Consider the following 11,764-nt stretch of genomic DNA (forward strand, 5'->3'; position numbering starts at 1 on the left):
TCATGTTTCCGCAAGCTTAGATCTCCTATGTCGAGGTATTTTTATTATATTTTTCAGGTGTATATTAAGAAATGGCACTCAGACGTGAGCCACTATTAGGCCGTTTAATCAAGTTGCGAGAAGCAGAAAAAGATTATTCGGCCTGCCCTCCCTTCAGTGCAGGTTTCACGTTTTAATATTTTTGTTCACGGAAACCGACGCAAATGCCAATACCAAACTGAATAAGAAGAAATCGGCGAATAAAATCGACCCTGCAATCGCGTTCCTGATGAATTTTGGTACATGGCAAATTGAGCATGAAGAGTTTGCGTTTAGCCTCAGTGATGAGCAATAGCAACGATTAGATAACTTTGAGTAGATTTAGCTAATTGATTAATTCTAAATAACTACCATTAAGGTTGGATAATAATAAAATCAAAGTGTTAAAAGGTGGAAAGTCTCGCCTTTATTCCACCAAGTTTTATCAGTCATCAGATATATTTTATTAATTCCGCGCTTGTCATTTTATGTCATTCTGCCATCAAAACATGCTACTTATCAAAAACTAGTCAATTCGTACTCTCCTGTATTGATGAACCCATTTTATTGATGTTCACTGGCGGAGTAGTATCCCACCGCCTTCATGTTACTTAGCAATGTGTATTGTTGATTATATGAGGGAATAATTATGCAAGATAAAAAGCCTGATGTGCCTGTTCCAGAAAATAGCAATCTGGTTACTGTTACCACGCCAGAATATGTCAACGATTCAATAAAAGCAGCCATTGAACAACATGCCGCAAGCCGCAATCATCCTTATGCAACACATGTAGAACCGGGATTCGTTACTTTAAGTAATGAAACAGATAGTGATAGTGAATTAACCGCCGCAACCTCTAAAGCTGTAAAAAAAGCCTATGATTTAGCGAATACCGCCAATCAAAATACTCTTAATAATTCCAATCTCTATTTGGAGAAAAAGCAGAATGGGACAGATATTCCAGATAAAGTGGAGTTTATAAAAAATATAGGTGCGGTATCAATAAATGGAGGAACTTATTCAGGATCTTTTCAATTTCAGCAGGTAGAAACTACTCCGAAAGAAAGTAACCCTGTGAAGCTGGTGTCTGCCCCACACCAAGATGCAAATAAGCTAGTAGCTTTCACCAGTTATGGATGGTATGCCAATACTATTCAGACAGGAATTGTACGGGGCGGTGGAGCTGATACTCTTGGGTACGCAATAGATATTAATACTAAGCGTGCTTTCGCAGTAGATCAAGAGGGATTAACTGTAAATCCAGATTCCAAATATAGTGGAATAAATATGTATCGGCCTAGTGGAACTCTTTGGAGGATAGAAGGAAATCCTGATGAATCCACGATGTTATTAAACTTTGTAGATAGAACATCAAATAATTCAAACGCAAACAGATTCGTTCAACAGTTACCTAAAGGCAATGGTGCAATTATGTCAACGTCTCAATATTACGTTGATGAAACCAGTGGCGTTGTAAAAGAAATTGCCTCAATAATTAAATTACGTTCTGATGGCTCATTTGAAACAAATTATGCATCTAAAGGTGCGGTCGTAACGCGCTTATCAAAAGGAACTTATCTCATTAAGGGAGTTAAAGGATTCAATATTAATGGGGCAATGGGTTGTATCGAAATCCCACGATGTCAAAACGACTTACCGCTGATTTGGATTAATCACGAACTACTCCCTGATGGCTCAATCAAATTAATGACTTACCACCGTGAACACTCAGATGCCCCTACTTTCGCCAGAAATATAAAAGAAGGCTACTCTGACGGTGATTTGATTGATATTCCTGAAGGCCGATTTATCTCTGTTCGAGTACAAATGCCTTCCGTCAAAGATGATGAATCACAGACTTAATTTTCTTCTGTCACTTTCAAAATATAATTTGGAGGAAATACTATGTTGAATACTTGGTCTGGCACTGTCCCTGCTAACCTTGAACAAGGTCAGCCCACAGGGCTTTTGCTCAAAGCGGGAAATGTAATATCTGTTGTGGCTAGAGGTTGGGTAAAATATGCCCATGCTGATAATGCGTCGGCATCACCTGAAGGTACTATGCCAATGTATCAATCAGCAACACCCAGTCTCTCTTTACAGGCTAAAATTGCTAACAAAACTTACAATATTGGGACTGGAGTCCTGCGAAAAAGAGTCCCCATAGATGGTGAGCTGATACTTCTGTTCGATGATGCGCCCGGAACTTATGGTGATAACTCAGGTGAATTTCAGGTTGATATTATAGTTGAGTCACCAGATCTTTTAGATAATCTTGAAGAAATCAAATAAATAACCTCTATACCTAACCCGCAAGTTTTTGCGGGTTATAGCAATCACAGTAATTTTTCAGACTCCTTTCATCTTGCTTCGTTGCTCCTGTGAGGTAACATCAGAAACTATCGCAATATCAGGAAAATAGCCATCTTGTCTAACAGATGTATGATTCGCTTCAATAAGGTGGCTCTAGTTGTAATGTTGCTATAGAAGGGGCAGGTGATAACCGTCACGGGAAAATCTTCTTACTGGCAGAGCTATGAGTGGACCGCTCCCGTGATCACTTGATAGCTACCGACGAAATGCGTTGCAATACTCTATAGATTAGTACATTTAATGTACGCCATGATTTTTATTTATCACAAATTCACTCTTAATTCTTTTCTTTCTTTTATGTTGTTCTTATCTTATGTTTTGTTTATAGGTTTGTTCAATTTTTTATGTATAAACAATTATATAAATAAGTAAGGAAAATTCAGTTAAGAAATAACATTTAGTTAATATCAAGTGATTGTCTCTTAACTGTAAGTGTGGACTATATATAATTACTCAAGGCAGTTCTCATGGCGTATACTGATGCGCTATTTCGTTCTTGTTTAGTGGATTGAAGCGGTATACATGGCTGGAAAAAAACCAACTAACAACAGTATGGCTGAACCAAAAGATCGCCAAGTGGAAGGGCTGAAACTTCCACCACACTCTTTGGAAGCAGAGCAATCCGTGTTGGGCGGTTTGATGCTGGATAACGAGCGCTGGGATAATGTTTCCGAGCGGGTCACCAGTAATGACTTTTTCAGCCGTCCCCACAGGCGTATTTTTTCTGAGATGCAACGTTTGCTCGAAATGAGTAAACCTATCGATTTAATTACGCTATCGGAATCTCTCGAGCAAAATGGTGAACTTGATAGCGTCGGTGGCTTTGCCTATCTGGCTGAATTATCAAAAAACACCCCTAGCGCCGCCAATATCAATGCTTATGCTGATATCGTTCGTGAACGTGCAGTCGTCCGTGACATGATCTCTGTGGCAAATGAAATTGCAGATGCAGGTTATGATCCACAGGGCCGAACGAGTGAAGAACTTTTGGATTTGGCGGAGTCCAGAGTATTCCAGATTGCAGAAAATCGGGCGAATAAAGATGAAGGCCCGAAAGGCATCGAGCAGATCCTTGAAGAAACTGTTGAGAGAATTGAGCAGCTTTATCAACGTCCGCATGATGGTGTAACCGGGGTTTCGACGGGTTATCAGGATCTGGATAAGAAAACTGCCGGGTTGCAAAAATCAGACTTAATTATCGTGGCTGCGCGTCCTTCAATGGGTAAAACGACGTTTGCAATGAACTTGTGCGAAAACGCCGCGATGATGCAGGATAAACCAGTTCTGATTTTCAGTCTTGAGATGCCCGGCAATCAGATCATGATGCGTATGCTGGCCTCACTTTCCCGCGTAGATCAAACACGTATTCGTACCGGTCAGCTCGATGATGAAGATTGGGCGCGTATCTCCAGTACCATGGGTATTTTGCTGGAAAAACGTAACATGTATATCGATGATTCATCCGGCCTGACACCGACCGAAGTCCGCTCCCGCGCACGACGGATCTTCCGCGAGCATGGCGGGCTCAGCCTGATTATGATCGACTACCTGCAATTAATGCGAGTCCCTTCTTTATCGGATAACCGAACCCTGGAAATTGCGGAAATATCCCGCTCACTGAAAGCGTTGGCGAAAGAACTTCAAGTACCCGTAGTTGCACTCTCCCAGCTTAACCGTAGCTTGGAGCAACGGGCAGATAAGCGTCCAGTGAACTCCGACTTGCGTGAATCCGGCTCTATCGAACAAGATGCCGACTTAATCATGTTTATCTACCGTGATGAGGTTTATCACGACAATAGTGAACTGAAAGGCGTGGCAGAAATTATCCTTGGTAAGCAGCGTAACGGCCCTATCGGTACGGTAAGGCTGACGTTTAATGGCCAATGGTCACGGTTCGATAATTATGCAGGGCCGAGCTATAGCGACGAATAAATGTAGTGCCTATCGTCCATATTCAACTGATTGATCATAATCAGAGACTGTGGGGATAGGCCATTACTCACCTGACTGAAAAATCATAAAAAAGGGGACAAAATGAAAGCGGCAACTGCTGTTATCGACCGCCGCGCTCTGCGACACAACCTGCAACAAGTTAGGGCACAAGCTCCTGACAGCAAAGTGATTGCCGTTGTGAAAGCAAACGCCTATGGACATGGATTATTAGAAACAGCGTATACAATGGAAGGTGCTGATTGTTTCGGTGTTGCTCGAATAGGGGAGGCTCTTGCCCTGCGTAGTGGTGGGGTTGTCAAACCCATTTTGCTATTAGAAGGTTTTTTTGAAGCGGCGGATTTACCTGTCCTGCTCGTCAATCACATCGAAACCGTGGTGCATAGCATTGAGCAGCTTGAAGCATTGGAACAGGCGGATTTGTCCCATCCGATTAAGGTATGGATGAAACTGGATACAGGCATGCATCGTTTGGGGGTGAGGATTGATGAAGCAGAAGGCTTTTATCAACGACTGAGTCGCTGCCGTAATGTCGAGCAACCCGTTAACATCATTAGCCATTTTAGCCGAGCGGATGAACCAACTGTAGACACGACAAAACAACAAATCGATTGCTTCATGTCATTCATAGCAGGCAAACCCGGTGAAAAATCCATCGCGGCATCGGGTGGGGTGCTACTGTGGCCACAAGCCCATTTGGATTGGGTTCGCCCCGGAATTATGGCGTACGGAGCTTCGCCGATGGCGGATAAAACCGCCGCTGATTTCAATTTGATTCCAGCAATGACATTGAAATCCAATTTAATCGCTGTACGCAAACATAAAGCCGGTGAGTCGGTCGGTTACGGCGGTACATGGTGCAGTGAACGTGACACCTGTCTTGGTGTTGTTGCCATGGGATATGGTGATGGTTATCCACGTAGTGCCCCGGCAGGTACCCCTGTATTTATTAATGGGCGGGAAGTGCCGCTGGTGGGCCGTGTTTCCATGGATATGATTACTGTGGATTTAGGGCCTGAATGTCAGGATAAAGTCGGGGATGAAGTAACGCTTTGGGGAAGTGTTCTGCCAGTTGAAAAAATTGCAGAGCATTCAGGGCTAAGCGCTTATGAACTCATCACGAAACTGACTTCACGTGTTGTTATGGAATATTTGGACGAATAATTCAGTAAATAATATTATTCCCTTAACATAAATAAGTTATCTATTTCTCTTGCTTACATAACCCACTGTTTTGTCACTTGCCCCGGTTGCATCGTATCTCGATTTCCGGGGTTATTGGCCCTTTCTGTCATGCTGTAACTTGGAATCGATTGGGTATATATTGTTTGCCATCGCATTTTCTATATAACCAAGTAGCAAGGGATATAACGTTATGTTCCAGAATGTTGACTCATATGCAGGTGATCCTATTTTGTCGTTGTTGGAAGTATTTAATAACGATCCTAGAGCGGAAAAGATAAATTTAAGCATCGGGCTTTACTACGATGAAGAAGGTACAACTCCACAATTACAGACAGTGGCAACCACTGAAAAACAACTAAATACCTTGTCACAGTCTGCGTCTCTTTATCTACCAATGGAAGGGTTGCTTGCCTATCGTGTGGCAGTTCAAGAGCTGCTGTTTGGCAAAGAACATCCATTATTGCAGCAAAAACGCATTGCAACCATTCAAACGGTTGGTGGTTCAGGTGCATTGAAAGTAGGTGCTGACTTCTTACACCGATATTTCCCTGATTCTGAAGTATGGTGCAGCAACCCAACATGGGATAACCACGCCGCTATTTTTGCAGGGGCAGGGTTCAAGGTAAATTATTACCCTTATTTTGATGATAAAACTAAAGGGGTAAAATTTGATGAAATGCTGGAAACATTCAAAAAATTGCCGGTAAAAAGCATTATTTTGATGCATCCTTGTTGTCATAACCCGACGGGTTCCGATTTAACTCATGAGCAGTGGAAACAGGTAATTCAGGTTGCCAAAGAGCGAGAATTGATCCCGTTCCTTGATATCGCTTATCAAGGATTCTCTGATGGAATGGAAGAAGATGCTTATGCTATTCGTGCAATGGCGGATGCAGAGTTACCTTGTTTGGTCAGTAATTCATTTTCGAAAATATTCTCACTGTATGGTGAACGAGTGGGAGGATTGTCTGTTATCGGGGATGATGAGAAAGCAACTGAAAATATTTTAGGGCAATTAAAAGCAGGTGTACGACGCATTTATTCCAGCCCGCCAAATTTTGGTGCCCGCGTTGTATCTCACATTTTGAATAACCCAGAATTAAAAAAACAATGGTTGGATGAAGTAGAGCAGATGCGATTACGTATTCGGGAAATGCGGACAGTATTAGTCAACGCATTGCAAAAGTCCTTGCCGGAGAAAGATTTCAGCCATTTCCTGAAACAACACGGTATGTTCAGTTATACCGGGTTCAGCAAAGAGCAAGTTGATCGACTACGTGAAGAGTTTGGTGTTTATTTGGTTGGCTCTGGACGTGTTTGTATGGCGGGTGTGAATCATCACAATGTACAGCGTATTGCTGAGGCGTTTGCTGCTGTGAGTCAATAATATTGGCGAGTAGAAGAATGTAAATTCCCCTGTTCTGCAAATGGCAGGGGAAATATTGCCAATTAGTTCTGTTTTTATATATAATCCCGTCTTCATGCAGAGAACCTCTTTATATAGTAACCTCCTTTAATTTTTACTGTCGGTATTTAACTTTAATAACAAATCCAATTAAACCCTTAACCTAATTTATTGATATAAAAAAATCAAAAAATGGAAATAAAGAAAATGTAATACCAACTCTTGAGCTCTTTCATCAAATATTACGATGAACATTAATCAGTAAAAGCGTCATGGTGCTTTTATTGGAATAATTCTTAAAAGAGTTAAAATATTATGGATATACAATCAAGAAAGTATGGTAGAACTTTTCATTATCCGTTCTCGCCAGGCACTACCAGTGACGATCGTATTAATCATCACTGGTGGCAAGACATGCAAAAAATTAAGCAAATTATTCACACGGAAAAATTGGATGGTGAAAATAATTGTTTAAATCGCTATGGTGTATTTGCCCGCTCCCATGCTGCGCCAACACAATCAGCATGGACTCAGCAACTCCGTCAGCGTTGGCAATTACTCAAGGGTGATTTAGGTGATATCGAGATTTTCGGTGAAAATCTTTATGCTATTCATTCCATCGAATATCGCCGTTTAGAAGAATATTTTTTCGTATTTGCCGTGCGTGTTAAAGATAGTTGGCTCAGTTGGGATGAAGTCAAATTTTATGCTGCATTATTTGATTTTCCGACAGTACCTGAAATTAGTATTCCTGATGCACAAAACGAATTCGAATTTAGTCAAAATATTGTCATAACTGCCAAGCGGGAAAGCCATTTCTCTTCATGGGATACTCAGGCAAATCATTCGTGTTCAATGGAAGGCATCGTTAGCCGGGATGCCGGGGAATATTTGGTTACTGATTTTCCACATCATGTTTTTAAATACGTACGACAAAATCATGTCAAAACAGATATTCATTGGAAGCGTCATTGGCAAAGAGCTCCTCTCTATTTTGAAATTCTTTCTGATTCGAAGAGTGTCGCTGATCTGAAAAAATCTGGAGCAAAAGGAGAAAGAGAATGAATTGGAGCTTCAGCCATAATAAATCATGGGATTATTTATCTTCAACATTCTCTTTTATTGCTGATATGAATGAGGTTCAACAAGATCCAATTCATCATGCCGAAGGAGATGTTGCTGTTCATACTCAGATGGTACTGGCTGCCTTGGAACAATTGCCTGAATATTTATTGCTAACAGTGGAAGAGCAGGAAATTCTTTGGGCAGCAGCATTACTCCATGATGTAGAAAAACGCAGCACAACACGGGTAGATTGGGATGGAAGGGTTATATCACCGGGGCATGCCCGTAAAGGTGAATTATCAACCCGACAAATCTTATTCCAACAAGTACCGACGCCATTTGTAATTCGGGAAAAAATTGCTGCGCTTGTACGTTTTCATGGGTTGCCATTGTGGTTAATGGAAAAGCCCAGCCCACAAAAAGCATTATTGGCGGCATCATTGCGTGTTGATATGTATTTGCTGGCTTTATTGGCAAAAGCTGATGTATTGGGGCGCACATGCCATGATGCCCAAGAATTACTTGGGCGTATCGAGCTGTTTGAACTCTATTGCCGTGAACAGGGGTGCTGGCGTGAACCCAAAAAATTCCCTTCCGGAGAAGCTCGTTTCCATTATTTTTCTACCGATAGTGAACAGCCTGATTATCAGCCTTACGATGATTATGGTAGTCAGGTCATTTTATTGTGCGGGCTACCAGGGATGGGAAAAGATCACTTTATTCAATTATATGGTCAGGGAAAGCCGGTCATAAGTTTGGATGCTATCCGGCGCGAACATCAAATTAGCCCGGAAGATAAAAATGCAAATGGTTGGGTGGTGCAGCAGGCAAAACAGCTTGCCAGAGAAAAATTGCGCAGTAAGCAGGAATTCGTTTGGAACGCGACGAATCTAACGGCACAAATGCGGCGGCAGTTGATCTCGTTGTTTGTCAGTTATAACGCTAAAGTCAAAGTGGTTTACATTGAGCAAGATTACCCGCGTTGGCGCCAGCAGAACCACAACCGCCAATATAGTGTGCCAGATAAAGTACTGGATAGGATGCTTGCTAAATTGGAAGTCCCGACGCCGGAAGAAGCACATGAAGTTTGTTATTTTATTGATTCGGTCATGCTGACATAGTGAATTGAGACATGCGCTGTATTAACCATTATTTGGTTTGATGCAGTTGTTGATCTGAGTGACGCTTAAACTGACAGCCAGAAGCGGAATTTGCCTTTGTCGAAACAAAAATTGTAGATTCTGACCCAATTCATAGCAGGTGCTGTCAGATAAGGATTGGCTGAATGGTCCTTAGCGACAAAAGGAGGGAACCAACCGTGCACATGCGCTTGGTAATTATCGGGCAAAATAGTCCGTTCATGATTGGCATTAGAAAATGCAGCACTATCGGCAAGCATAAAACTTAGTGTTCAGAAAACAGCTGAAGCCATGGATGAGAATTGCTCGCAGGTATGTTGCATTCAACCCCTTTATCGATAATGAAATAAAGAAAATATTATGGACAGATACGAGTTCAAGCCCTGGTTAAATCGCTGGAAACTTATTCCAGATGGTGCACCGCTCATAACCCATACGTCACAACTTCTCCCGGTTACAACAGAGGCAGGTGGTATGAAAGCCATGCTCAAAATTACAGGTGACGCGGATGAACAAATCGGCAATGCGCTTATGGCGTGGTGGGAAGGGAATGGAGCTGCCCATACTATTGCCCATGAAAATGAAGCAATCCTGCTCGCACGCGCGACAGGTTCAGCATCACTGTCTGCTATGTCCCGAGAAGGTCAGGATGCTGAGGCTTGTCGTATTATGAGCCTTACAGCAAATCTGCTTCATACATCCCGAAAACGACCTTTACCACAGCTTACGCCTCTCCATGAGTGGTTTTACCCTCTAAAACCAGCAGCCCGTAAGTACGGAGGTATTATCCTGACTCGTAGCGCTGAAATATCAGAAGAACTGTTATCGACTTCACATGATGTGGTCGCATTACATGGTGACTTGCATCATGAAAACGTTCTTGATTTTGGGGCATCAGGCTGGCGGGCAATTGATCCAAAAGGGTTAATAGGTGAACGAGGATTCGATTTTGCCAATATTTTCACCAATCCGGATCTTGGTAATCCATTGTCTCGGGTTGCTACTGTGCCGGGTATATTTAAACAACGACTGAAGATCGTTACTGAGATTGCGGCTCTGGACAGAGAGCGCCTTCTCAAGTGGATCATTGCATGGTGTGGACTCTCAACAACATGGTCACTCGAAAGCAACGAGACAGTAACCACTACCTTAGAAGTAGCTAAGCTGGCAATTACTGAACTGAACCAGTGAACAGAACGTAGGGGTCAACCTTTGTGGTTTAAATTTTGCCTTAGAAGGAAATCATTTTGTTTCGCAAATATATGAAGAAATATAGGACATAATTTAAGCGGGATCTAGAATGCCGTCAGGTTAAGTAGCAAATTCAAAATAATTAATGCATCGGACTAATGCATCTAAAACAACGAACGCCCTTGACGTTATTGTCAGGGCGTTTTTTATATCTTTTTGTGTTGCTAAGAAATTGGTTTGGCGTTAGAGAAGCAAGCCCTTTTCAATACTTTCGGCAAGCATTCCCGGATCACCGATTCCTCTAATTACTTTCAAAAATGGAAGATTCATTTTATCTGCAATTTCATCAATATCGATCTCATCCTCAAGTGATTGCTCGTATGTCAATTGCATGATCTGGTTCCATAATTTTCCTGCAAACCACGAGCAATTTGTTACAGGCGTATATACACCATTTTTCAGGTCTTCAGAGGTAAGACCCATCAGTTTTGACAACAGGTTACTCTCGTCGATTAATTTAGGAATAAGTTTCGATTCGATCAACTCAGGTGTTATCGTTTTTTCATCGACCTTTACACAACGCTGAAGGTTAAATTTCCTCTTTGGCGTATCATTGCTATGTTCTGAATTTTTTACGAATCCATACCCTGCATGAAATGCATATGAAGTATGATCACCTTCTTCTGGGCTATGGAAGTAAATAATCCACGCGTGACCAAAACTACCGCCACCAAAGTCACCCCCCAATACCTTGAAAACTTCTTTGATAATGGTGTCTTTTTCACTCCAAGGATACTGCTTCCCGATAGCCATGGCTTTTTCGATGATTGGCTTCATATTTGTACGCTCAGCCGTTCGGTTGGTTCGAATACAAATTTGTGGATAGCCGACGTTTTTATCTCCAACTGGCTGATATTTATCTGCCTTGATCATAATTACTTCCTTAATATTTATATATGCTGAAATGGGTTCTTTTTATTCGAGAATAAAAATAATTTAATTAAATAATATGTGCACTGTCACCTAAATACTAAACATCTCCATTGCTGGATGTTTGTTTTTTAAAGTGAACAATTCTGATAAATATAAAAACAATAAATCAGAGTGATAAGCGTAATGTATACGGCTGACGTAAATCATGCTGTTAATATAATCACTCCTATTTTTTTCTTATATATTTAATTTTTAAAAACAGAATTACTTAGTAGTAACGCCTGTTCTGTTTAATAATATTATAGGATTTATATTTTTTAATAAAATGACTACCCCTGTATGGTGCGTATTACAATTGTCGCGTAATATATTAATGAATACGTGCATATTTCGATCAATATTTGGTTTTTAAATGTTAGAGTTATTATTTTTCATTTGATTTTACAGTGATATTTAAATAATCACCTTTGTGATTAAATCAATTCTATACGCAATGAATTTCAA

The 11,764-nt window shown here is 41.2% G+C and carries 10 protein-coding genes and 1 pseudogene; 9 read left to right on the forward strand and 2 right to left on the reverse strand.

Annotation, left to right across the window (positions count from 1 at the left end; translation table 11 throughout):
- Window positions 1-190: 190 nt before the first annotated feature.
- The 8 genes and pseudogenes from FE392_RS13815 to FE392_RS13850 all read left to right on the forward strand — a co-directional run.
- Window positions 191-334 (forward strand): annotated as a pseudogene (locus FE392_RS13815) (hypothetical protein); the annotation flags it as partial.
- Between the two features lie 333 nt (window positions 335-667).
- Complete coding sequence (locus FE392_RS13820; RefSeq protein WP_319930800.1) at window positions 668-1,882, forward strand: phage tail fiber protein; 1,215 nt, start codon at window positions 668-670, stop codon at window positions 1,880-1,882.
- 45 nt (window positions 1,883-1,927) lie between these two features.
- On the forward strand, window positions 1,928-2,311 hold the full coding sequence (locus tag FE392_RS13825) for a LecA/PA-IL family lectin (RefSeq protein WP_319930808.1): 384 nt from the start codon (window positions 1,928-1,930) through the stop codon (window positions 2,309-2,311).
- 603 nt (window positions 2,312-2,914) lie between these two features.
- Window positions 2,915-4,324 carry a replicative DNA helicase gene (gene dnaB / locus FE392_RS13830; protein WP_092513160.1) on the forward strand — a complete coding sequence of 470 codons (1,410 nt, stop codon included), beginning with the start codon at window positions 2,915-2,917 and terminating at the stop codon, window positions 4,322-4,324.
- A 102-nt stretch (window positions 4,325-4,426) separates the two neighbouring features.
- Window positions 4,427-5,506 (forward strand): alanine racemase, encoded by a 1,080-nt coding sequence (gene alr / locus FE392_RS13835; protein WP_319930801.1) that lies wholly within the window; start codon window positions 4,427-4,429, stop codon window positions 5,504-5,506.
- 211 nt (window positions 5,507-5,717) lie between these two features.
- A complete protein-coding gene (locus FE392_RS13840) occupies window positions 5,718-6,914 on the forward strand; it encodes an amino acid aminotransferase (RefSeq protein ID WP_319930802.1) in 1,197 nt (398 codons plus the stop codon).
- Window positions 6,915-7,247: 333 nt separating this feature from the next.
- A complete protein-coding gene (locus FE392_RS13845) occupies window positions 7,248-7,997 on the forward strand; it encodes an RNA ligase family protein (protein WP_319930803.1) in 750 nt (249 codons plus the stop codon).
- Window positions 7,994-9,118, forward strand: a complete 1,125-nt coding sequence (locus FE392_RS13850) for an AAA family ATPase (RefSeq protein ID WP_319930804.1) — start codon at window positions 7,994-7,996, stop codon at window positions 9,116-9,118. The genes FE392_RS13845 and FE392_RS13850 overlap by 4 nt, the downstream gene beginning before the upstream one ends.
- Window positions 9,119-9,183: 65 nt before the next feature.
- On the opposite strand, the gene FE392_RS13855 is transcribed toward FE392_RS13850, so the two are convergent.
- Window positions 9,184-9,396: a hypothetical protein gene (locus tag FE392_RS13855; RefSeq protein ID WP_319930805.1), complete on the reverse strand. Its 213-nt coding sequence runs from the start codon at window positions 9,394-9,396 to the stop codon at window positions 9,184-9,186.
- A gap of 100 nt (window positions 9,397-9,496) precedes the next feature.
- On the opposite strand from FE392_RS13855, the gene FE392_RS13860 reads away from it, so the two are divergent.
- On the forward strand, window positions 9,497-10,327 hold the full coding sequence (locus FE392_RS13860; RefSeq protein ID WP_319930806.1) for an aminoglycoside phosphotransferase family protein: 831 nt from the start codon (window positions 9,497-9,499) through the stop codon (window positions 10,325-10,327).
- A gap of 243 nt (window positions 10,328-10,570) precedes the next feature.
- Here the strand turns inward: FE392_RS13860 and FE392_RS13865 are convergent, their stop codons facing one another.
- Window positions 10,571-11,260: a hypothetical protein gene (locus FE392_RS13865; protein WP_319930807.1), complete on the reverse strand. Its 690-nt coding sequence runs from the start codon at window positions 11,258-11,260 to the stop codon at window positions 10,571-10,573.
- Window positions 11,261-11,764: the final 504 nt, after the last annotated feature.

This window comes from Xenorhabdus santafensis, assembly GCF_033949405.1.
In the GTDB taxonomy this organism is placed as follows: domain Bacteria; phylum Pseudomonadota; class Gammaproteobacteria; order Enterobacterales; family Enterobacteriaceae; genus Xenorhabdus; species Xenorhabdus santafensis.